This is a genomic window from Pseudomonas sp. JUb52 (assembly GCF_004341115.1).
GTDB lineage: Bacteria > Pseudomonadota > Gammaproteobacteria > Pseudomonadales > Pseudomonadaceae > Chryseomonas > Chryseomonas oryzihabitans.
Genome location: NZ_SLYS01000018.1, coordinates 45,142 through 66,917, shown reverse-complemented (window position 1 = coordinate 66,917; position 21,776 = coordinate 45,142). Strand labels below are relative to the sequence as shown.

The following is a 21,776-nucleotide window of genomic DNA, read 5'->3' as shown; positions in this document are numbered from 1 at the left end:
GTAGTGTGGGGCTTCCCCATGTGAGAGTAGGTCATCGTCAAGCGCCTAACACCCAGCACCCCCGCTCAGATCACTCTGGCGGGGGTGTTGTCTTTTGGGGCGAGAAAAGTTTGGCTGGGAGGTAGGGTGCCTAGGCCAGCGGAAGCCTTAAGCTAGGTAGCTGAGGTTGCCCTTACCCTAGCCCTCTCCCGGGGGAGAGGGGACTAGAAGCGGTGCGGCGGGGAGTTTGGCGCAGGCTTGTCAGATGGGTGCTGCCTTAAGCCTGCAAGAGCCTAAGAGCCACAACAGCCCGGCTGCGCCGGGCTATCGCGGCCATGGTGGTCCGCCGATGCGGCCGCTCCTACAAGGAGTCATACCGTAGGAGCGGCCCATGGCCGCGATAGAGTAGTGAGTCACCTACAAAAAAGCCCGGCATACGCCGGGCTTTTTACCTTCAGGTCGGTGCTCGGGCTTATTCCCGGTCACGTTCCAGCAAAGGCTTGAGGAAATGGCCGGTATAGGACTTCTTGTTTGCCGCGACCTCCTCGGGTGTACCCGTCGCGATGATCTGACCACCCTTGGAGCCGCCTTCCGGACCGAGGTCCACCAGCCAGTCGGCGGTCTTGATGACATCGAGGTTGTGCTCGATCACCACCACGGTATTGCCGTGATCGCGCAGTCGATGCAGCACGTCGAGCAATTGCTGGATATCGGCGAAGTGCAGGCCGGTGGTGGGCTCGTCGAGGATATAGAGCGTCTTGCCGGTATCGCGCTTGGACAGCTCCCGGGCCAGCTTCACACGCTGAGCCTCACCCCCTGACAGCGTCGTGGCGCTCTGGCCGAGACGGATATAGGACAGGCCGACATCAATCAGCGTTTGCAGCTTGCGCGCCAGGGCAGGGATGGACTCGAAGAAGGCATGGGCTTCCTCGATGGTCATGTCCAGGACCTCGGTGATGGTCTTGCCCTTGTACTTCACCTCCAGGGTCTCGCGGTTGTATCTCTTGCCCTTGCAGACGTCGCAGGCGACGTAGACGTCCGGCAGGAAGTGCATCTCCACCTTGATGACCCCATCGCCCTGGCAGGCTTCGCAGCGGCCACCCTTGACGTTGAAGGAGAAGCGCCCCGGGGTATAGCCGCGAGAGCGGGATTCCGGAACGCCGGAAAACAGTTCGCGGATGGGAGTGAAGAGTCCGGTATAGGTCGCCGGGTTGGAGCGTGGAGTCCGGCCGATGGGGCTCTGGTCGATGTCCACCACCTTGTCCAGGTGCTGCATGCCGTCGAAGCTGTCGTGGGCAGCGACTTCCAGGGTCGTCGCGCCATTGAGCGCCGTGGCGGTCAGCGGGAAGAGGGTGTTGTTGATCAGGGTCGACTTGCCGGAGCCGGAGACCCCGGTCACGCAGGTCAGCAGACCAACCGGAATCTCCAGGTTGACGTTCTGCAGGTTGTTGCCGCGGGCACCCTTCAGCTTCAGCAGCTTCTTCTTGTCCCGCGGCGTGCGCTTGGCGGGCACCACGATCTTCTTGCGGCCCGACAGGTACTGCCCGGTGACCGAGTCGGGATGCCGCATGACCTGGTCCGGGGTGCCTTCCGCGATGATCTGGCCACCGTGCACCCCCGCGCCCGGGCCGATGTCGATGACATAGTCCGCCAGGCGGATGGCGTCCTCGTCATGCTCGACGACGATGACGGTGTTACCCAGGTCGCGCAGGTGAGTCAGGGTGCCCAGCAGCCGCTCGTTGTCGCGCTGGTGGAGGCCGATGGAGGGTTCGTCGAGGATGTACATGACGCCCACCAGGCCCGCGCCGATCTGGCTGGCGAGGCGGATACGCTGCGCCTCGCCACCGGAGAGGGTGTCGGCGCTGCGATCCAGGGTCAGGTAATCCAGGCCGACGTTGACCAGGAACTGCAGGCGCTCTCGGATCTCCTTGAGGATCTTGTCGGCGATCTGCTGCCGCTGGCCCTTGAGGGTCAGGTCCTGGAAGTACTGGGTGGCATCGCCCACGGGCAGACGGGTGACCGCCGGCAGGGTCTTGTCGCCGACCCAGACGTGGCGCGCTTCGCGCCGCAGGCGGGTGCCATTGCAGTCCGGGCAGTGCTGGGTACTCAGGTACTTGGCCAGCTCTTCGCGCACGCTCTGGGATTCGGTCTCGCGATACCGTCGCTCCAGATTCGGCAGGATGCCTTCGAAGGGGTGGGCGCGCTTGACGATGTCGCCGCGGTCATTGAGATAGCGGAAGTTGACGCTCTCGCGCCCGGAGCCGCTGAGTACCGCCTTGCGATGCTTGTCGTCGAGGCTCTTGAAGGGGGCGTCGAGACTGAAGCCATAGTGACTCGCCAGCGAGCCGAGCATCTGGAAGTAATAGACGTTGCGTCTGTCCCAGCCGCGGATGGCGCCTTCGCTGAGGCTGAGCTCCTCGTTGACCACCCGGCGGGCGTCGAAGAATTGCTTCACGCCCAGACCGTCGCAGGTAGGGCAGGCGCCGGCGGGGTTGTTGAAGGAAAACAGCTTGGGCTCCAGCTCGCCGATGGAGAAGCCGCAGATCGGGCAGGCGAAGCGTGCGGAGAAGACGATCTCCTCAACCTGCTCGCCTTCCATGGGCGCGATGATGGCGATGTCGTCGGCCAGCTTCAGCGCCGTCTCGAAGGATTCCGCCAGGCGCTGCTGGAGGTCTTCGCGCACCTTGAATCTATCCACCACCACTTCGATGGTGTGCTTCTTCTGCTTGTCGAGCTTGGGCAACTCGTCCATCTCGTGCAGCCGCCCGTTGACGCGGACGCGGACGAAACCCTGGGCACGCAACTCCTCGAATACCGACAGGTGCTCACCCTTGCGCTCGCGCACGATGGGGGCGAGCAACATCAATCGTTGGCCTTCCGGCATGGCCAGCACCTGGTCGACCATCTGGCTGACAGTCTGGGCTTCCAGGGGTACATCGTGCTCCGGGCAACGCGGCGTACCGACGCGGGCATAGAGCAGACGCAGATAGTCGTAGATCTCGGTGATGGTGCCCACGGTGGAGCGCGGATTGTGCGAGGTGGACTTCTGCTCGATGGAAATCGCTGGCGACAGCCCTTCGATGGTGTCCACGTCGGGCTTTTCCATCATCGACAGGAACTGGCGGGCGTAGGCCGACAGGGATTCCACGTAGCGGCGTTGGCCTTCGGCATAGAGGGTGTCGAACGCCAGCGAAGATTTGCCGGAGCCGGACAGTCCGGTGATGACGATGAGCTTGTCCCGGGGAAGGGTTAGGTCGATGTTCTTCAGATTATGGGTGCGGGCCCCACGGATGAGGATTTTATCCACGTAGACTTCTGCCTCGTTTTGGCGGCGCTTCACTAGAAAAGAGGTCTCGTCCCGGGCTGCGGCTATCTGCCGCGCCTGTGAGAGAGGGGGTAAGGCTGGTAAAATTAACGGCCCGACAGCGGTGATCGGGCGTTCGTGATCCTGGCGGTCGGGAACGTTCGGACGAGCGCTCGGCTATCTTCACCGCTTCCTCCCTAAATGGTCATTGTCACGACTGTTTTAAAGCTGTGTGGCGACGTAAAAGCCTGTCGCCGACGAGAGGATTATCAATGCTCGACAAGCGCAGTGAAGCCATGAACGGCGTCGAACGCCGTGCCGCCCTCGGGCTGGCCCTGGTCTTCGCCTTTCGTATGCTCGGTATGTTCATGGTGCTCCCGGTCCTGGCGACCTATGGTCAGGAGTTGGCGGATGCCACCCCGGCGCTGATCGGCCTCGCCATAGGTGCCTATGGTTTGACCCAGGCGGTCCTGCAAATTCCCCTGGGGACGCTGTCCGATCGCATCGGTCGACGCCCCATCATCATTGGTGGACTGCTGGTGTTCGCCCTTGGTGCCGCCATTGCCGCCAATGCCCACTCGATCTGGGGCGTCATCGCCGGGCGTGTCGTCCAGGGTGGCGGCGCCATTTCGGCCGCCATCATGGCGCTGCTGTCGGATCAGACCCGGGAGCAGCATCGCACCAAGGCCATGGCCACCATCGGAATGAGCATCGGCGTGTCCTTTGCCGTGGCGATGGTGGCCGGCCCCTTGCTGACCCGTGCCTATGGTCTCGCCGGGCTGTTCTGGGCCACCTGCGGACTGGCGCTGGTCGGCTTGCTGATCGTGCTGTTCCTGGTGCCGCACCAGGCTTCGCCCTTCGCCCATCGGGAGTCGAACCTGGCGCGCCAGGCGCTGGGCGCGACCCTGCGCAATCGCGACCTGCTGCGGCTGGACTTCGGCATCCTGGCGCTGCATGCCGTGCTGATGGCCAGTTTCGTCGTCCTGCCGCTGGCCCTGGCGGAACATGCCGGGCTGCCCAAGGAAGAGCACTGGTGGGTCTATCTCACCGCGCTGGTGGTCGGCTTCTTCGCCATGGTCCCCTTCATCATCTATGGTGAAAAGAAGCGGCGCATGAAGCGCGTGCTGGTGGGCGCCATCAGTGTGCTGGTGCTGTGCGAGCTGTACTTCTTTTTCTTCAGCAGCAGCCTGGTGGCCCTGGTCATCGGCATCGTGGTGTTCTTTACCGCCTTCAACCTGCTGGAAGCCTCGCTGCCGTCGCTGGTGAGCAAGGTGGCCCCGGCTGGTGGCAAGGGCACCGCCATGGGGATCTATTCCACCAGTCAGTTCCTTGGTTCCGCGTTGGGCGGTATCCTCGGAGGCTGGCTGTTCCAGCATGGTGGCCTGTCCACCGTCTTCCTGGGTTGTGCGGCGCTTTGCCTGGTATGGGCGGTGGTAGCTGGTACGATGCGGGAACCGCCCTATGTCACCAGTCTGCGTTTGCCGGTTACGCCCGCGCTAGTCAACGACCAGGGATTGGTCGAACGCCTGTTGGCCCTGGCCGGAGTGACCGATGCGGTAGTGGTGGCGGAAGAGCAGGCCGTCTACATCAAGATCGATACTAAAATCGTCGATCGGGCGCAATTGGAGCGACTGGTTAGTCAAACACCGGTCGCCGCTTGATCGACAGCCTCATCAGGAGATTCATATGGCCCGTGGCGTCAATAAAGTCATCCTCGTCGGCAATGCCGGCGCCGATCCCGAAACCCGTTACATGCCCAACGGCAATGCGGTGACCAACGTCACCCTGGCCACCAGCGAAAGCTGGAAGGACAAGCAGACCGGTCAGCAGCAGGACCGCACCGAATGGCACCGCGTGGTGTTCTTCGGGCGTCTCGCCGAGATCGCCGGCGAGTACATCCGCAAGGGCTCCCAGGTCTATGTCGAGGGCACTTTGCGTACCCGCAAATGGCAGGGCCAGGACGGTCAGGATCGCTACACCACCGAAATCGTGGTCGACATCAACGGCAACATGCAGTTGCTGGGTGGCCGTGGCGGCAATGCCGGTGGCAACGATGAATACAACCAGAGCGCGCCTGCGCCCCAGCAGCAGCGTGCCCCCCGTCCGCAGCAGTCGGCACCCCAGTATGACAACGGTGGCAATGGCGGCAACGGCAACAGCCGTCCCCAGCAGCAGCCGCAGTCCCGTCCGCAGCAGCAGCCGGCTCAGCAGGACTACGACAGCTTCGACGACGACATCCCGTTTTAAACGACGTGCAAAGAAAAAGGGCAGCCAGTGGCTGCCCTTTCTTTTTGGTGGAGGCGGGGGGATTTGAACCCCCGTCCGCCAGCTCTCCGCTATCGGTTCTACATGCTTAGCCCTGTCTACTGAGTTAACCCATTGCGGCCCGACGGGCAGGGTGCTTTGGGCGAGCTGTATAAGTTTTAGCCGTTACGTCTACAGCGAACTTGGCGGCGATCCTGTTCTATCTGACAGTCGTTTCGGGTTTACAGGCATCCCCTAGCGACTGCTAGCCGCATTAAGCAGCTAGAGCGTAGTTGTCGTCGTTGGCAACTATAAGTTTGCAGCAGCGAATTTACGAGTTCTGCTACCAGCTCGGCATGCCCCTCAAGTTTCGTTACCGGCGTCGAATCCTAATCGCCCCCAAAACTTGCTGGTCGTTCACTATAGAAATTCCGGCCGTCCGACGCAAGTCATTGCTGACGAAACGTTTTTCGGCCGCTTGGCTATTTGGCGTCCTTGCGGATGGCGCGCTGGATCTCGCGGTCGGAATCGCGCTCGCGCTCGGTCGCGCGCTTGTCGAATTCCTTCTTGCCCTTGGCCAGCGCGATCTCGCACTTGACCAGGTGCTTTTTCCAGTAGAGCGACAGGGCGACGCAGGCGTAGCCCTTCTGCTGCACGGCGCCAAACAGCTTGCCCAGCTCGCGCTTGTTGAGCAGCAACTTGCGGGTGCGGGTCGGGTCGGCGATGACGTGGGTGCTGGCGGTCTGCAGCGGGGTGATGTGGCTGCCCAGCAGCCAGGCTTCGCCGTCCTTGAGCAGCACATAGCTGTCGGTCAGCTGCGCCTTGCCGGCTCTCAGGCTCTTGACCTCCCAACCTGCCAGGGAGACACCCGCCTCGAAGCGGGTGTCGACGAAGTATTCGTGAAGCGCCTTTTTGTTCTGCGCGATGCTGCCGGGGGAGACTTTCTTTTGCTTGGCCATGATTCCAGGGTACAGCGAGTCAGGGGAAATGTCGCCACGCGCTTGAGCGGGTATGAGCAAACACGGACAATACCGCGGTTCTGGACTGCGGCAGGCTGGTGCGGGAGTAAAATGCGTGCGCCGCCCTCAAATTCAAGGTCCGACACCGATTTCGCTATTCTACGAGGTTCCGATGAGCACGCACATCCAACGTTCGGCGTTGCTGCCCTATCCTGCTTCAGCACTCTATGCGCTGGTTAATGACGTGGACCGTTATCCGGAGTTCCTGCCGTGGTGCTCGTCCGCCGAGATCCTGGAGCAGGACGAAGGCCTGATGCGCGCCGGTCTCACCGTGGCCAAGGGTGGTCTCAGCCAGCAGTTCACGACCCGCAACACCCTGGTGCCGGACGAGTCCATCACCATGGATCTGGAAAAGGGTCCCTTCAAGCAGCTGCATGGCGTCTGGACGTTCAAGGCGCTGGGCGACAAGGCCTGCAAGATTTCCCTGGATCTGTCCTTCGAATACGACAGCGCCATCGTCCGCGCGACCCTGGGTCCGTTGTTCAATCAGGCGGCCAACACCATGGTGGATGCCTTCTGCCAGCGTGCTCGAGCCCTCTATGGCTGAGTGTCTCGCCATCGAGGTGGCGCTGGCGTTGCCGGAGCGGCAATGGCTGTTGAGTCTGCAGCTCGAAGAGGGCGCCACGGTCGAGCAGGCGGTGCGGGCGTCGGGGTTGCTCGAGCAGTTCCCACCCGAACAGCGCGAAGCCTTTCGGGTCGGCATCTTTGGCAAGCTGGTAGCCAAGCCGAGCGAGCGCAGGCTGATGGCGGGTGACCGGGTGGAGATCTATCGCCCGCTGCTTGCGGACCCCAAGGAAAGTCGCAAGCGGCGCGCGGAAAAGGCCAGGTCCAGGACTGGCCTCTAGCCAGAGATCACTGTCCGTCGGTGCGGATGCGATCGGGAGTCGGCACGACGGCCGGACGGGCGCTGTCGATCTCTTTCTGGATGTTGTCTTCGGTCGAACCGGGTACGGCTGGCGTTTCCGGTACGGCCGCGGGTGCCGAGGGTTGCGCCGGGGTGGTGGGATCCACGGTGGTGCCGCTGTCGGTACCCATGATCTGCTGTTCGCGGCTGGTGCCGGGCATGAAGTCGCCGGCCAGGCCGCTCAGTTGATTGTCGCCGTTGAACACCAGGCTGACACGCTCCTGCTTACGCTGACCGCCGGCGGCTTGCAGGCTGTACAGATAGTCCCAGCGATTGGGATGGAAGGTGTCTTGGATCAGCGGCGAACCCATGATAAACCGGACTTGTTGTCGGGTCATTCCGGGGCGCAACTGGTCTATCATGTCCTGGGTGACGACGTTGCCCTGTTGGATGTCGATCTTGTAAACCCCCGGCAGAGAGCAGCCGGCGAGCATGGCTAGGCCCATCAGAGAGAGCCCGGTCAGCGTTTGCTTGAGGTTTTGCATCGGTGGGAGACTTCCACTATCTTGCTGGGCAACGAAGCACCGATCATACCCGTATTCCCGAGGGCTGCGAAAGCACTCGGCACCGAGAAAGAGCATGGTAGAGAACAACGAACTCCGCAAAGCGGGTCTGAAAGTGACCCTGCCGCGCGTCAAGATATTGCAGATGCTGGACACCACCGAGCAGCGCCACATGAGCGCCGAAGACGTTTACAAGGCGCTCATGGAAGCGGGCGAGGACGTGGGGCTGGCAACGGTCTATCGGGTCCTCACCCAGTTCGAAGCGGCCGGCCTGGTGGTGCGCCACAATTTCGACGGCGGCCATGCCGTGTTCGAATTGGCCGACACCGGCCACCATGATCACATGGTGGATGTGGATACCGGCGAAGTCATCGAGTTCACCGATGCCTCGATCGAAAAGCGTCAGCGCGAGATCGTCGAAGAGCATGGTTTCGAACTGGTCGATCACAACCTGGTGCTGTACATCCGCCAGCGCAAGTGAAGACCCGGACATGAAAAAGGCGACCTTCGAGTCGCCTTTTTCATGTCCGGTGGCTGCCTGCGTCTAGCGGCTCACCACCAGCTTGCGAGCGTGGGCCAGGGATTCACGGGTCAGGTCGACACCACCCAGCATGCGCGCCACCTCTTCCACGCGCCGTGCACGGTCGAGCTTGGCCACCGCGGTGCGCGTCTCGTCGGTGCCGCGCTCCTTGTGCACGAACAGGTGTTGATGACCCTGGGCCGCCACCTGGGGCAGGTGGGTCACCGTCAGCACCTGGCCCCGCTCGCCCAGTTGCCGCAACAGCTGGCCGACCACCTCGGCGGTGGGGCCGCCGATACCCACGTCCACCTCGTCGAACACCAGGGTGGGTGTGCGCGAGGTCTGGGCGGTGATGACCTGGATGGCCAGGCTGATACGCGACAGTTCACCGCCGGAGGCGACCTTGGCCAGCGGGCGCAGCGGCTGGCCCGGGTTGGCGCTGACGCGGAATTCGACGCCCTCGTTACCCAGCGGCTGGGGTTCGCCGGTACTGCCTGGCGTGAGGGTGATGCTGAAGCGGCCACCCGGCATGCCCAGGCGCTGCATCTCGGTCTCGACCGCGGCGGCGAGCTCCGGCGCCCGTTGCTCGCGCAGACGACTCAATTCGCCGGCCTTCTCCTGGTAGTGGCGCTCGAAGGCCGTCAGTTCTTCCTGCAGGCGCTCCAGGGCGACGTCGTCGGCGTCCAGGGATTGCAGTTCGTTGCGCAGCTGCTCGTGCAGCTCCAGCAGGGCCTCGGGCTGGACCCGGTGCTTGCGGGCAAGGCTGTAGACGCTGTCCAGGCGCTCCTGCACCGCCTGCTGGCGCTCCGGGTCGGCTTCGAAATGATCGACGAAGCGATTGAGTTCGTTCATCGCCTCCTCGATCTGGATCTGGGCGGAGGCGAGCAGGTTGCTGGCCTCCTGGATCTGCGCCGGCGGGCGGTCGAAGGCGGTCAGGCGCGCCACGCTGGCATTGAGCGCCGACAGGGCATTGCCCTGCTCGTTTTCGGTACAGAGGTCCATGGCCTGGCGGCAGGCCAACAGGATGTGCTCGGCACTCGCCAGATCGCTCTGCTCCTGCTCCAGGGCCTGCAACTCGCCCTCGGCCAGGGCGAGGTTGTCGAGTTCTTCGAGCTGGTAGCTGAGCAACTGATGACGGGCCCGTTGCTCGTCGCCGTTGCGGGTCAGGCGTTCCAGGGTCTGGCGCACCTGACGCCAGCGCTGGGCCGCGAGCTGCACCTGGCGGACCAGTTCGCCGGCGCCGGCGTATTCGTCCAGCAGGCGGCGATGGGTGTCGAGACCGAGCAGCGACTGGTGCTCGTGCTGGCTGTGGATATCGATCAGCAGGCCGCCGAGGGTCTTGAGATCGGCCAGCGGGCAGGGCGAGCCATTGATATAGCCACGCGAGCGCCCTTCGCGGGTGATGACGCGGCGCAGCAGGCAGGGGCCGTCCTGCTCCAGGTCGCGCTCGGCGAGCCACTGGCGCGCTTCGGGGATATCGGTGGTATCGAAGCTGGCCAGGACATCGGCCTTGTCGGCGCCGGGTCTGACCGCATCGCTGTCGGCGCGATCGCCCAGCGTGAGGCCGAGGGCGTCCAGCATGATGGACTTGCCGGCGCCGGTTTCGCCGGTGATCACGGTCATGCCGCGCTCGAGGTCGAGGTCGAGGTGTTCGACGATGGCGTAATTGCGGACGGACAGATGCACCAGCATGCGACGATCTCCGAAGGCGGTTTTCTGGTTGTTTATACAGTGCCTCTCCGGCACTGGCAATCCATACAGCTCTTGAAGCGCCGGCCGGCGGCCCCATATAGGCGCCATCGATCAAGGCGATGCCCATTAGAGGGCGCGCCCACCGGCAATATCACAGGAGGACTCCATGGCCGACGAACAGAACTCCCAGACCCCCGAGCACGAAGCCGCCCAGGGCGACGTCCAGCACGAGGATCTCGCCGCCCGCGTCGCCACGCTCGAAGAGCAGCTTGCCGCGGCCCAGGACCAGTCGCTGCGCAGCGTCGCCGAACTGCAGAACGTGCGTCGTCGCGCCGAGCAGGATGTGGAGAAGGCGCACAAGTTCGCCCTGGAAAAATTCGCCGGCGACCTGCTCCCGGTGCTCGACAGTCTGGAGCGTGGCCTGGAACTGTCCAACGCCACCGACGAGACCTTGAAGCCCATGCGCGAAGGCATGGAGCTGACCCTGAAGATGCTGCAGGACACCCTCAAGCGCTATCAGGTCGAGGCCGTCGATCCCCACGGCGCGCCCTTCAATCCGGAACACCATCAGGCCATGGCCATGGAGGAGAGCGCCACCGCCGAGCCGGGCAGCGTGCTCAAGGTGTTTCAAAAGGGCTATCTGCTCAATGGTCGCCTGCTGCGGCCGGCGATGGTGGTAGTCAGCAAGGCACCTGCAGCGCAGCAGCCGAGCATCGACGAAAAGGCTTGAAATTCTTTCGCTCGGCCCCATCTGGTAGGCAAGCGAACATCAAAGGCCCCCTGAGCGGGCCGCGCGGAATCTGAGATTTCTGGAGAAGACTACATGGGCAAGATCATCGGTATCGACCTGGGGACCACCAACTCCTGCGTCGCGATCCTCGAAAACGGCAACGTCAAGGTACTGGAAAACGCCGAAGGCACCCGTACCACGCCGTCCATCATCGCCTACACCAACGATGGCGAGACCCTGGTTGGCCAGCCGGCCAAGCGCCAGGCGGTGACCAATCCGCAGAACACCCTGTACGCGGTCAAGCGTCTGATCGGTCGGCGTTATGAAGAAAACGTCGTGCAGAAAGACATCCAGATGGTCCCCTACAAGATCGTCAAGGCGGACAACGGTGACGCCTGGGTCGAGGCCAAGGGCCAGAAGATGGCGCCGCCGCAGGTGTCTGCCGAAGTCCTGAAGAAGATGAAGAAGACCGCCGAGGACTACCTGGGCGAAGCCGTGACCGAAGCGGTCATCACCGTCCCGGCCTACTTCAACGACAGCCAGCGCCAGGCCACCAAGGATGCCGGTCGCATCGCCGGTCTGGACGTCAAGCGCATCATCAACGAGCCCACCGCGGCTGCCCTGGCCTATGGCCTGGACAAGGCCAAGGGCGACCACACCGTGATCGTCTATGACCTGGGCGGCGGTACCTTCGACGTCTCGGTCATCGAGATCGCCGAGGTCGACGGTGAGCATCAGTTCGAGGTGCTGGCCACCAACGGCGACACCTTCCTGGGCGGCGAAGACTTCGACATTCGCCTGATCGACTACCTCGTCGAGGAATTCAAGAAAGAAAGCGGCATGAACCTCAAGGGTGACCCGCTGGCCATGCAGCGCCTGAAGGAAGCTGCCGAGAAGGCCAAGATCGAGCTGTCCTCGGCTACCCAGACCGACGTCAACCTGCCCTACATCACCGCCGATGCCAGCGGTCCCAAGCACCTGAACGTCAAGGTCTCCCGCGCCAAGCTGGAGTCCCTGGTGGAAGAGCTGGTCGAGCGCACCATCGAGCCGTGCCGCACGGCGCTGAAGGACTCCGGTTTGGACGTCTCCGACATTCACGAGGTCATCCTGGTGGGCGGTCAGACCCGCATGCCGCTGGTGCAGAAGCGCGTCGCCGACTTCTTCGGCAAGGAAGCGCGCAAGGACGTCAACCCGGACGAAGCCGTCGCCATCGGTGCCGCCATCCAGGGCGCCGTACTGGCCGGTGACGTCAAGGACGTGCTGCTGCTGGACGTCACCCCGCTGACCCTGGGCATCGAGACCATGGGTGGCGTGATGACCGCGCTGATCGAGAAGAACACCACCATCCCGACCAAGAAGTCGCAGGTGTTCTCCACCGCCGACGACAACCAGGGCGCCGTGACCATCCACGTGCTGCAGGGCGAGCGCAAGCAGGCCGCGCAGAACAAGTCGCTGGGCAAGTTCGACCTGGCCGAGATCCCGCCGGCGCCGCGTGGCGTACCGCAGATCGAGGTGACCTTCGACATCGACGCCAACGGTATCCTCAACGTGTCCGCCAAGGACAAGGCCACCGGCAAGCAGCAGTCCATCGTCATCAAGGCGTCCTCCGGTCTGTCCGAGGAAGAGATTCAGCAGATGGTGCGTGACGCCGAGGCCAATGCCGACGAGGATCGCAAGTTCGAAGAGCTGGCCGCGGCCCGCAACCAGGGCGATGCCTTGGTGCACGGTACCCGCAAGATGCTGACCGAGGCGGGTGATAAGGCCACCGCGGAAGAGAAGAGCACCATCGAGAAGGCCATTGGCGAACTGGAAACCGCCGTACGCGGTGATGACAAAGACGCCATCGAAGCCAAGATGAATGCCCTGTCCCAGGCCTCCGCGCCGCTGGCCCAGAAGCTCTATTCCGAGCAGGGCGCTGGCGCCGGTGCCGAAGGCGCCTCGGCCAAGGCGGACGGTGATGCCAAGAAGCCCGGCGACGACGTGGTCGATGCCGAGTTCGAGGAAGTGAAGGACAACAAGTAAGCCCCGTGCTTACCGCACCTGACGGGCTTCGGCCTGTCGGATCCGCCACGCGGGAGCCTGCTCCCGCGTTGGCGTGTCTGGAGGGTGAGAAAATTTAAGGTGCAGAAAGTCTATGGCCAAACGTGATTACTATGAGGTGCTCGGGGTCGAGCGCGGCGCCAGCGAAGCCGAGCTCAAGAAGGCCTACCGACGCCTGGCGATGAAATACCACCCGGATCGCAATCCGGGGGACGCGGCTGCCGAAGAGCAGTTCAAGGAGGCCGCCGAGGCCTACGAAGTGCTGTCCGATGCGGGCAAGCGCTCGGCCTACGACCAGTACGGCCATGCTGGCGTCGATCCGAGCATGGGCGGCGGCGGTTTCGGTGGCGCGGCGGGTGGCGCGAGCTTCTCCGACATCTTCGGCGACGTCTTCAGCGACTTCTTTGGTGGACGCGGTGGTGCCGGTGGTCGTGGCGGCCCGCAACGCGGTGCCGACCTGCGCTACACCCTGGACCTGGATCTGGAAGAGGCGGTGCGCGGGACCACGGTCACCATTCGCGTGCCCACCCTGGTCGAGTGCAAGGTCTGCGATGGCAATGGCGCCAAACCGGGTACCTCGGCGTCCACCTGCCCCACCTGCGGTGGCATCGGCCAGGTACGCATGCAGCAGGGCTTCTTCTCGGTCCAGCAGACCTGCCCGCGCTGCCACGGCAGCGGCAAGATCATTCCCGAGCCCTGCAACGCCTGTCATGGTCAGGGGCGCGTGGAAGAGCAGAAGACCCTGTCGGTCAAGGTGCCCGCGGGCGTCGACACCGGCGACCGCATCCGCCTGACCGGCGAAGGCGAGGCGGGGACCCTGGGTGGCCCCAGCGGCGACCTCTATGTCGTGGTCAATGTGCGCGAGCACTCGATCTTCCAGCGCGATGGCAAGCACCTCTATTGCGAGGTGCCGATCAACTTCACCGACGCCGCCCTGGGTGGCGAACTGGAAGTGCCGACCCTGGACGGCCGCGTCAAACTGAAGATCCCCGAGGGCACCCAGACCGGCAAGATGTTCCGCCTGCGCGGCAAGGGCGTGACGCCCGTGCGCGGTGGTGGCGCCGGCGACCTGATGTGCAAGGTGGTGGTGGAGACCCCGGTCAACCTGAGCCGGCGCCAGCGCGAGCTGCTCGAGGAATTCCGCAACACCTTGCAGAGCGACAGCTCCCATTCGCCCCGGGCCAGTGGCTGGTTCGATGGCATGAAGCGCTTCTTCGACGACCTCTAAACCGGCAGGGGCGCCGTCGCGAGGCGGCGCCCGGCCAGCAGCCTGGAGCTGATGATGCGACGTATAGCTGTAATGGGCGCCGCGGGGCGCATGGGCAAGACCCTGATCGAAGCGGTCCAGCAGACCCAGGGCGCTGCCGGTCTCACCGCTGCGGTGGATCGCCCGGAAAGCAGTCTGGTAGGTGCCGACGCCGGCGAACTCGCCGGTATCGGCCGCAACGGGGTGATGCTGTCGGGCGATCTGGCGCGGGTGCTGGATGATTTCGATGTGCTCATCGACTTCACCCATCCCAACGTGACCCTGCAGAATCTGGCGCTCTGCCGCAAGGCCAGGAAGGCCATGGTGATCGGCACCACCGGCTTCACCGCCGAGCAGAAGCTGACCCTGCTGGAAGCGAGCAAGGAAATTCCCATCGTCTTCGCCGCCAACTTCAGCGTCGGCGTCAATCTCTGCCTCAAGCTGCTGGACACCGCCGCCCGCGTGCTGGGTGACGAGGTCGACATCGAGATCATCGAGGCGCACCACAGGCACAAGGTCGATGCGCCCTCGGGGACCGCCCTGCGCATGGGCGAGGTCGTTGCCCAGGCGCTGGGTCGTGACCTTGAAGAAGTGGCCGTCTATGGCCGCGAAGGTCAGACCGGTGCCCGTGACCGCCAGACCATCGGCTTCGCCACCGTGCGCGCGGGCGACGTGGTGGGCGATCACACGGTGCTGTTCGCCAGCGAAGGCGAGCGGGTCGAGATCACCCACAAGGCCTCCAGCCGCATGACCTTCGCCAAGGGCGCGGTGCGCGCGGCCCTCTGGCTCAAGGACAAACAGCCGGCGCTATATGACATGCAGGACGTGCTGGAGTTGCGCTGATCGCCTTGCGGGGGTGCCAGTCGTGATCAATTCGTGTACAATGCAGCTTTAGTGTATCCACTAAAAGCTAGCGCAGAATGAAATCACAACATTAAAACGGGATGACTCTTCGAGATGTCATCCCGTTTTTTTGCACCCTGCGTTTGCCCGCCAAGGCTTGATTTTCGGAGGTCTTCTTGACTAAGCCAGCCATACTCGCACTTGCCGATGGCAGCATCTTTCGCGGTGAATCCATCGGTGCCGACGGCCACACGGTCGGCGAAGTGGTGTTCAACACCGCCATGACCGGCTACCAGGAAATCCTGACCGATCCTTCCTATGCGAAGCAGATCGTCACCCTGACCTATCCGCACATCGGCAACACCGGCACCACGCCGCAGGATGGCGAGGCCGCCCAGGTGTGGGCCGCCGGGCTGATCATCCGCGATCTGCCGCTGCTGGCCAGCAATTGGCGCAACAAGCAATCGCTGCCGGACTATCTCAAGGAGAACGGCACCATCGCCATCGCCGGCATCGACACCCGTCGACTGACCCGCATCCTCCGCGAGAAGGGTGCTCAGGATGGCTGCATCCTCACCGGCGAAGACGCCACCGAGGAGCGCGCCCTGGAATTGGCTCGCGCCTTCCCAGGCCTCAAGGGCATGGACCTGGCCAAGGAAGTCAGCGTCAAGGAGCGCTACGAGTGGCGCTCGGGCGTCTGGTCGCTGGACACCGACAGCCACGCCGAGATCCCGGCCGAGCAGCTGCCCTATCACGTGGTGGCCTTCGACTATGGCGTCAAGCTGAACATCCTGCGCATGCTGGTGGCCCGTGGCTGCCGCATCACCGTGCTGCCGGCCCAGACCCCGGCCAGCGAAGCCCTGGCGCTGCAACCCGACGGCATCTTCCTGGCCAACGGCCCGGGCGATCCCGAGCCGTGCGACTACGCCATCAAGGCGATCCAGGACGTCCTGGAAACCGAGATTCCGGTGTTCGGCATCTGCCTGGGCCACCAGTTGCTGGCCCTGGCTTCCGGCGCCAAGACGGTGAAGATGCCCAACGGTCACCACGGCGCCAACCATCCGGTGCAGGATCTCGACAGCGGCGTGGTGATGATCACCAGCCAGAACCACGGTTTCGCCGTGGACGAAGCCAGCCTGCCGGCCAATGTGCGGGCCACCCACAAGTCGCTGTTCGACGGCACCCTGCAGGGCATCGAGCGTACCGACAAGGTCGCCTTCAGCTTCCAGGGTCACCCCGAGGCGAGCCCTGGCCCGCACGACGTGGCACCGCTGTTCGACAAGTTCATCCAGGCCATGGCGGCACGCCGCTAAGACGGGAGGAGGGTAGCGCTCATGCTGGCGAATCTGGGTGTCATCGACTTCTGGACCTACGTGGTCGGGACCCTGTTCGTCATCCTGTTGCCCGGCCCCAATTCCTTCTTCGTGCTGGCCACCAGTGCCCAGCGCGGCATTCGCAGCGGTTACCAGGCGGCCTCGGCCGTGTTCCTCGGTGACGCCGTGCTGATGCTGCTCTCGGCGCTGGGCGTCGCCTCGCTGCTCAAGGCCGAGCCGCTGTTCTTCCAGATCCTCAAGTATCTGGGCGCGGCGTACCTGTTCTACCTCGGCTGGGGCATGTTGCGCGGTGGACTCAAGTCCTGGCGCAGCCCGGCCCAGGGCCAGGCCGAGGCGACCCTGCGCGAAGACGTCCACCAGCCGTTCCGCAAGGCGCTGCTGCTGAGCCTGTCGAACCCGAAGGCGATCCTGTTCTTCGTTTCCTTCTTCATCCAGTTCGTGGACCCCGGTTACGCCCATCCGGCGCTGTCCTTCCTGGTATTGGGCGCGGTGCTGGAAGCGATCAGCTTCTGCTACCTGTCGTTCCTGATTTTCTGCGGCGTTCGCCTGGCGGCCTGGTTCCGTCAGCGGCGTCGCCTCAGCGCGGGCGCCACCGGTGGCGTCGGCGCCCTGTTCGTGGGGTTCGGTGTGAAGCTGGCCACCGCGACCCTGACCTGATTACCTGCATTCGAGAAGCCCATGCCTAAGCGTACAGACATCAAGAGCATCCTGATCCTCGGGGCCGGCCCCATCGTCATCGGCCAGGCCTGCGAGTTCGACTATTCCGGCGCCCAGGCCTGCAAGGCCCTGCGCGAGGAAGGCTTCCGCGTCATCCTGGTGAACTCCAACCCGGCCACCATCATGACCGACCCGTCGATGGCCGACGCCACCTACATCGAGCCCATCAAGTGGGCCACCGTGGCCAAGATCATCGAGAAGGAACGCCCCGACGCCCTGCTGCCGACCATGGGTGGCCAGACCGCGCTGAACTGCGCCCTGGATCTGGAGCGTCACGGCGTGCTGGAGAAATTCGGTGTCGAGATGATCGGCGCCAACGCCGACACCATCGACAAGGCCGAGGACCGTTCGCGCTTCGACAAGGCCATGAAGGACATCGGCCTGGCCTGCCCGGTCTCGGGTATCGCCCACAGCATGGAAGAAGCCTACGGTGTGCTGGAGAAGGTCGGCTTCCCCTGCATCATCCGGCCGAGCTTCACCATGGGTGGCACCGGTGGCGGCATCGCCTACAACCGCGAAGAATTCGAGGAAATCTGCACCCGCGGTCTGGACCTGTCGCCGACCAACGAGCTGCTGATCGACGAATCCCTGATCGGTTGGAAGGAATACGAGATGGAGGTGGTCCGCGACAAGAAGGACAACTGCATCATCGTCTGCTCCATCGAGAACTTCGATCCCATGGGCGTGCACACCGGTGACTCCATCACCGTGGCCCCGGCCCAGACGCTGACCGACAAGGAATACCAGATCATGCGCAACGCCTCCCTGGCGGTGCTGCGCGAGATCGGCGTCGAGACCGGCGGCTCCAACGTCCAGTTCGGCATCTGCCCCAACACCGGGCGCATGGTGGTGATCGAGATGAACCCGCGGGTGTCGCGTTCCTCGGCGCTGGCCTCCAAGGCCACCGGCTTCCCCATCGCCAAGATCGCCGCCAAGCTGGCGGTCGGCTATACCCTGGACGAGCTGCAGAACGACATCACCGGCGGTCGTACCCCGGCATCCTTCGAGCCGGCCATCGACTACGTGGTCACCAAGATCCCGCGCTTCGCCTTCGAGAAATTCCCCAAGGCCGATGCCCGTCTGACCACCCAGATGAAATCCGTGGGCGAGGTCATGTCCATCGGTCGTACCTTCCAGGAATCCCTGCAGAAAGCCCTGCGTGGCCTGGAAGTCGGCGTGGTCGGCTTCGATCCCAAGCTGGATCCGGCCGATCCCGAAGCCGACGGCACCCTCAAGCGCGAGCTGACCGTGCCGGGCGCCGATCGCATCTGGTACATCGGCGACGCCTTCCGTCAGGGCTACAGCCTGGACAAGGTCTTCGAGCTGACCCGCATCGATCCCTGGTTCCTGGTGCAGATCGAAGACCTGATCAAGGACGAGGAGCGCATCAAGACCCTGGGTCTGGCCGACCTCGACTACGACCTGATGCGCAAGCTCAAGCGCAAGGGGTTCTCCGATGCGCGCCTGGCCAAGCTGCTCGGCGTCACCGAGAAGAACCTGCGTGCCCACCGCCACAAGCTCAAGGTGCTGCCGGTGTACAAGCGGGTGGATACCTGCGCCGCCGAATTCGCCACCGACACCGCCTACCTCTACTCCACCTACGAGGAAGAGTGCGAGGCCAAGCCCAGCGGTCGCGACAAGATCATGATCCTCGGCGGCGGTCCCAACCGCATCGGCCAGGGCATCGAGTTCGACTACTGCTGCGTGCACGCGGCCCTGGCCATGCGTGAAGACGGCTTTGAAACCATCATGGTCAACTGCAACCCGGAAACCGTCTCCACCGACTACGACACCTCCGACCGCCTGTTCTTCGAGCCGGTGACCCTGGAGGACGTGCTGGAGATCGTCCGTGTCGAGCAGCCCAAGGGCGTCATCGTCCAGTACGGCGGCCAGACCCCGCTCAAGCTCTGCCGTGCCCTGGAAGAGGCCGGTGTGCCCATCATCGGCACCAGCCCCGACGCCATCGACCGTGCCGAAGACCGCGAGCGCTTCCAGCAGATGGTGCAGCGCCTGAACCTGCGCCAGCCGGCCAACGCCACGGCGCGCAGCGAAGACGAGGCCCTGGCCCTGTCCAAGAACATCGGCTATCCGATGGTGGTGCGTCCCTCCTACGTGCTGGGCGGCCGGGCGATGGAGATCGTCTACCAGGAAGAAGAACTCAAGCGCTACATGCGCGAAGCGGTGAAGGTGTCCAACGACAGCCCCGTGCTGCTCGACCACTTCCTCAACTGCGCCATCGAGGTGGACGTGGACGCGGTGTGCGACGGCCAGACCGTGGTGATCGGCGCCATCATGCAGCACATCGAACAGGCCGGCGTGCACTCCGGTGACTCCGCCTGCTCGCTGCCGCCCTATTCGCTGCCCAAGCACATCCAGGACGAGATTCGCGAGCAGGTCAAGAAGATGGCCCTGGAGCTCGGTGTGATCGGTCTGATGAACGTGCAGATGGCCGTGCAGGGCGAAGACATCTACGTCATCGAGGTCAACCCGCGCGCCTCCCGTACCGTGCCCTTCGTCTCCAAGTGCATCGGCGAGTCCCTGGCCAAGGTGGCCGCCCGGGTCATGGCCGGCAAGACCCTGGCCGAAGTCGGCTTCACCCAAGAGATCATTCCGCCGTTCTTCAGTGTCAAGGAAGCGGTCTTCCCCTTCAACAAGTTCCCCGGCGTCGACCCCATCCTCGGCCCGGAGATGAAGTCCACCGGCGAGGTGATGGGTGTCGGCGACAGCTTCGGCGAAGCCTTCGCCAAGGCCCAGCTGGGTGCCAACGAGATCCTGCCGAACTCCGGTTGCGCCTTTATCAGCGTGCGTGACGACGACAAGCCCGAAGCCGTGCAGGTCGCCCGCGATCTGGTCGGTCTGGGCTTCGAGGTCGTGGCCACTGCCGGTACCGCGCGGGTGATCGAGGCGGCCGGTCTGCCGGTGCGTCGCGTGAACAAGGTGACCGAAGGCCGTCCCCATGTGGTCGACATGATCAAGAACGACGAAGTCACCCTGATCATCAACACCACCGAAGGCCGGCAGTCCATCGCCGATTCCTATTCCATTCGCCGCAATGCGCTGCAGCACAAGCTGTGCTGCACCACCACCATTGCCGGCGGCCAGGCCATTTGCGAAGCTTTGAAATTCGGCGCCGAGAAGACCGTGCGCCGGCTGCAAGATCTGCATGCAGGAGTTAAGGCATGACCAAGTACCCCATGACCGTCCAGGGCGCCCGTGCCCTGGAGGACGAGCTCAAGCACCTCAAGACCGAGCTGCGTCCGCAGATCACCCAGGCCATCGCCGAAGCGCGTGAGCTGGGTGACCTCAAGGAGAACGCCGAGTACCACGCCGCCCGCGAACAGCAGGGCATGGTCGAGGCGCGGATCCGCGATATCGAAGGGCGCCTGCAGAATGCCCAGGTGATCGACGTGACCGCCCTGCCGCACACCGGCAAGGTGATCTTCGGCACCACCGTGGAGATCGCCAACACCGAGACAGACGAGACCGTGACCTATCAGATCGTCGGTGACGACGAGGCGGACATCAAGCAGGGCAAGCTGTCGGTGGGTTCGCCCATCGCCCGCGCCCTGATCGGCAAGGAAGAAGGGGACGTGGTGCTGGTGAAGACCCCGGGTGGCGATGTCGAATACGAAATTGTCGCCGTCCGTCACGTCTGATCGTCGCGCCGGAGGCTGGCTCGCCAGGCTGCTCGCTGCAGCCTGGCAGCTGGCCCAGGTGTTCTGGGTCGGCCCGCTGATCGCCCTGCACCTGTGCATCCCCGTGGCGCTCGCCCAGGCGGGCTGGGCGCCGCTGCTGATCCAGTCCGGGCGTGAAGAATTGCTGCGCATGATGCTCAGCGCCGCAGGCGGTGGGGTCTTTACCCAGATCGTGGTACTGGTGTGGTGGGCAGGCGTGGGCGCCCTGTGGCGTGATCTGCGCGGCCAGCTGCTGCTGGCCAGTGCCCTGGCTGTGCTGCTGCAGAACGAACTGGCGCGCTTCTGGACCGGGCCGACCGCTCTGGCCGGCTACCTGGTCCTGCTGCTCTGCGGTCTGATCCTGGTGCTGCAGCCCGTTCCCGGGCGTGCGCCGGGCAATCAGACGGTATAGCGCACCACGTTGGACAGATTGCGATTCTGCTCGCGCGCCTTGCGGTAGATCAGCGCCATCTTGCCGATGACCTGTACCAGCTCCGCCTTGCTCGACACGCACAGCTCGTCGATCAGGGCCCGGCGGTCTTCCCGCTCCGTGACGGCCAGCTTGATCTTGATCAGTTCATGATCGTTCAGCGCGCGGTCGAGTTCGCCCAGCACGCCTTCGCTCAGGCCGTTCTCGCTGATGGTGACCACCGGCTTGAGTTGATGACCGATCGCCTTGAACCGCTTTTTAAGCTCGTTGTTGAGCGCCATAATTCACCCCGAATAAAAGCCGGACAGTTTATCCCAGCTGCCACGTGCCGCCCAGCGATACGCGAAAACTTACCAGCGAGCCAGGCATGCCCGCGCGCCCGGCAACGCCTGTCGTGTCGGCTCAAGGAACACCGCGACGACCCTCCGGTCAAGTCGGTGCGCCAGGAAGGTTTCGGCGCAAGCGCTGAAAGGCCTTGTTATTTTCCGTGGGGCCCCCATATGAGCGAGCTGAGTGCGATGGAGCGATCCAGGGGGCTGCGAGACGAAGATGGCGTGAGGCCTTCGAGCAGGGCTCTGGCGCCGCCGTCCGCGTCGC

The 21,776-nt window shown here is 63.9% G+C and carries 19 protein-coding genes and 1 other RNA gene; 14 read left to right on the top strand and 6 right to left on the bottom strand.

Translation table 11 applies throughout. The features are described from left to right. Positions 1-451: 451 nt before the first annotated feature. A complete protein-coding gene (gene uvrA, locus EC839_RS22295) occupies positions 452-3,286 on the bottom strand; it encodes an excinuclease ABC subunit UvrA (RefSeq protein ID WP_007162674.1) in 2,835 nt (944 codons plus the stop codon). A gap of 269 nt (positions 3,287-3,555) precedes the next feature. On the opposite strand from uvrA, the gene EC839_RS22290 reads away from it, so the two are divergent. Both EC839_RS22290 and ssb read left to right on the top strand, forming a co-directional pair. Beyond that, positions 3,556-4,944, top strand: a complete 1,389-nt coding sequence (locus EC839_RS22290) for an MFS transporter (protein WP_007162673.1) — start codon at positions 3,556-3,558, stop codon at positions 4,942-4,944. Between the two features lie 25 nt (positions 4,945-4,969). Further along, entirely contained in the window at positions 4,970-5,530 is a 561-nt protein-coding gene (gene ssb, locus EC839_RS22285) for a single-stranded DNA-binding protein (protein WP_007162672.1), read from the top strand. Between the two features lie 45 nt (positions 5,531-5,575). On the opposite strand, the gene ssrA is transcribed toward ssb, so the two are convergent. Together ssrA and smpB are read right to left on the bottom strand one after the other, a co-directional pair. Next, positions 5,576-5,928, bottom strand: a transfer-messenger RNA (tmRNA) gene (ssrA, locus tag EC839_RS22280). Positions 5,929-6,009: 81 nt separating this feature from the next. Beyond that, complete coding sequence (gene smpB, locus EC839_RS22275; protein WP_007162671.1) at positions 6,010-6,486, bottom strand: SsrA-binding protein SmpB; 477 nt, start codon at positions 6,484-6,486, stop codon at positions 6,010-6,012. Between the two features lie 172 nt (positions 6,487-6,658). Between smpB and EC839_RS22270 the strand changes: the two genes are divergently transcribed. Next, a complete protein-coding gene (locus tag EC839_RS22270; protein WP_007162670.1) occupies positions 6,659-7,093 on the top strand; it encodes a type II toxin-antitoxin system RatA family toxin in 435 nt (144 codons plus the stop codon). Beyond that, positions 7,086-7,391 carry an RnfH family protein gene (locus EC839_RS22265; RefSeq protein ID WP_007162669.1) on the top strand — a complete coding sequence of 102 codons (306 nt, stop codon included), beginning with the start codon at positions 7,086-7,088 and terminating at the stop codon, positions 7,389-7,391. The genes EC839_RS22270 and EC839_RS22265 overlap by 8 nt, the downstream gene beginning before the upstream one ends. Before the next feature lie 7 nt (positions 7,392-7,398). On the opposite strand, the gene EC839_RS22260 is transcribed toward EC839_RS22265, so the two are convergent. After that, positions 7,399-7,935 carry an outer membrane protein assembly factor BamE gene (locus tag EC839_RS22260; RefSeq protein WP_007162668.1) on the bottom strand — a complete coding sequence of 179 codons (537 nt, stop codon included), beginning with the start codon at positions 7,933-7,935 and terminating at the stop codon, positions 7,399-7,401. Positions 7,936-8,029: 94 nt separating this feature from the next. Between EC839_RS22260 and fur the strand changes: the two genes are divergently transcribed. Beyond that, positions 8,030-8,434 carry a ferric iron uptake transcriptional regulator gene (fur, locus tag EC839_RS22255; protein ID WP_007162667.1) on the top strand — a complete coding sequence of 135 codons (405 nt, stop codon included), beginning with the start codon at positions 8,030-8,032 and terminating at the stop codon, positions 8,432-8,434. A 63-nt stretch (positions 8,435-8,497) separates the two neighbouring features. Here fur and recN read toward each other — a convergent pair whose 3' ends face one another. Beyond that, positions 8,498-10,165 carry a DNA repair protein RecN gene (recN, locus tag EC839_RS22250; RefSeq protein ID WP_007162666.1) on the bottom strand — a complete coding sequence of 556 codons (1,668 nt, stop codon included), beginning with the start codon at positions 10,163-10,165 and terminating at the stop codon, positions 8,498-8,500. Positions 10,166-10,331: 166 nt separating this feature from the next. Here recN and grpE point away from each other — a divergent pair, with 166 nt between their 5' ends. The 9 genes from grpE to EC839_RS22205 all read left to right on the top strand — a co-directional run bounded on the left by grpE (position 10,332) and on the right by EC839_RS22205 (position 21,161). Further along, entirely contained in the window at positions 10,332-10,895 is a 564-nt protein-coding gene (gene grpE, locus EC839_RS22245) for a nucleotide exchange factor GrpE (protein ID WP_007162665.1), read from the top strand. A gap of 93 nt (positions 10,896-10,988) precedes the next feature. Next, positions 10,989-12,917, top strand: coding sequence for a molecular chaperone DnaK (gene dnaK / locus EC839_RS22240; RefSeq protein WP_007162664.1), 1,929 nt, complete (start codon positions 10,989-10,991; stop codon positions 12,915-12,917). Positions 12,918-13,029: 112 nt separating this feature from the next. Further along, on the top strand, positions 13,030-14,163 hold the full coding sequence (gene dnaJ, locus EC839_RS22235; protein ID WP_007162663.1) for a molecular chaperone DnaJ: 1,134 nt from the start codon (positions 13,030-13,032) through the stop codon (positions 14,161-14,163). Between the two features lie 54 nt (positions 14,164-14,217). Then, positions 14,218-15,024 (top strand): 4-hydroxy-tetrahydrodipicolinate reductase, encoded by an 807-nt coding sequence (gene dapB, locus EC839_RS22230; protein ID WP_007162662.1) that lies wholly within the window; start codon positions 14,218-14,220, stop codon positions 15,022-15,024. 176 nt (positions 15,025-15,200) lie between these two features. Continuing rightward, positions 15,201-16,337, top strand: a complete 1,137-nt coding sequence (gene carA, locus EC839_RS22225; RefSeq protein WP_007162661.1) for a glutamine-hydrolyzing carbamoyl-phosphate synthase small subunit — start codon at positions 15,201-15,203, stop codon at positions 16,335-16,337. A 21-nt stretch (positions 16,338-16,358) separates the two neighbouring features. Then, the gene (gene leuE, locus EC839_RS22220) at positions 16,359-17,015 is read left to right on the top strand and encodes a leucine efflux protein LeuE (RefSeq protein ID WP_007162660.1); all 657 of its coding nucleotides are present in this window, start codon (positions 16,359-16,361) and stop codon (positions 17,013-17,015) included. A 21-nt stretch (positions 17,016-17,036) separates the two neighbouring features. Further along, the gene (gene carB / locus EC839_RS22215; RefSeq protein ID WP_007162659.1) at positions 17,037-20,258 is read left to right on the top strand and encodes a carbamoyl-phosphate synthase large subunit; all 3,222 of its coding nucleotides are present in this window, start codon (positions 17,037-17,039) and stop codon (positions 20,256-20,258) included. Then, positions 20,255-20,731, top strand: a complete 477-nt coding sequence (gene greA, locus EC839_RS22210; protein WP_007162658.1) for a transcription elongation factor GreA — start codon at positions 20,255-20,257, stop codon at positions 20,729-20,731. Before carB ends, greA begins: the two co-directional genes overlap by 4 nt. Next, the gene (locus EC839_RS22205) at positions 20,709-21,161 is read left to right on the top strand and encodes a hypothetical protein (protein WP_007162657.1); all 453 of its coding nucleotides are present in this window, start codon (positions 20,709-20,711) and stop codon (positions 21,159-21,161) included. The genes greA and EC839_RS22205 overlap by 23 nt, the downstream gene beginning before the upstream one ends. On the opposite strand, the gene EC839_RS22200 is transcribed toward EC839_RS22205, so the two are convergent. Then, complete coding sequence (locus tag EC839_RS22200; RefSeq protein WP_007162656.1) at positions 21,149-21,460, bottom strand: YhbY family RNA-binding protein; 312 nt, start codon at positions 21,458-21,460, stop codon at positions 21,149-21,151. The two genes, EC839_RS22205 and EC839_RS22200, sit on opposite strands and share 13 nt — an antisense overlap. Between the last annotated feature and the right edge of the window lie 316 nt (positions 21,461-21,776).